Below are 306 nucleotides of genomic sequence, written 5' to 3' on the forward strand. Positions count from 1 at the left end.
GCCGCTCTGCGGGAAGGCGACGAGCTGGATGTCGATCAGCTCGCGATATTTCTCGCATATGGCGAGGATCACTTCGAGATGCTTCAAGCCGACCGAACCGTCGACCATGACGTGACTGCGCATGGCGAGGCTGCCGTGGCCGATGCACAGCTCGAGCTGGTTTTTCGCGCGCTCTGCCATCGGTGCGGCCGCGCTGAGGTTGCGCGCCTGGAAGGCAACGCGCTCGCGCACGTCGAAGCCGTTGGTGCAGGGAATGTGCGGTCGCCAGGCATCGCCGTAGAAGGAGGTGTCGAGATGGATATGCCC

General features: G+C 63.7%; 1 pseudogene. It reads right to left on the reverse strand.

Features of this window, described 5'->3' with window-relative positions:
- A pseudogene (locus EN862_RS35540) lies at nt 1-306 on the reverse strand (metal-dependent hydrolase); the annotation flags it as partial.

Source organism: Mesorhizobium sp. M2E.F.Ca.ET.219.01.1.1, from assembly GCF_004016445.2.
GTDB lineage: Bacteria > Pseudomonadota > Alphaproteobacteria > Rhizobiales > Rhizobiaceae > Mesorhizobium.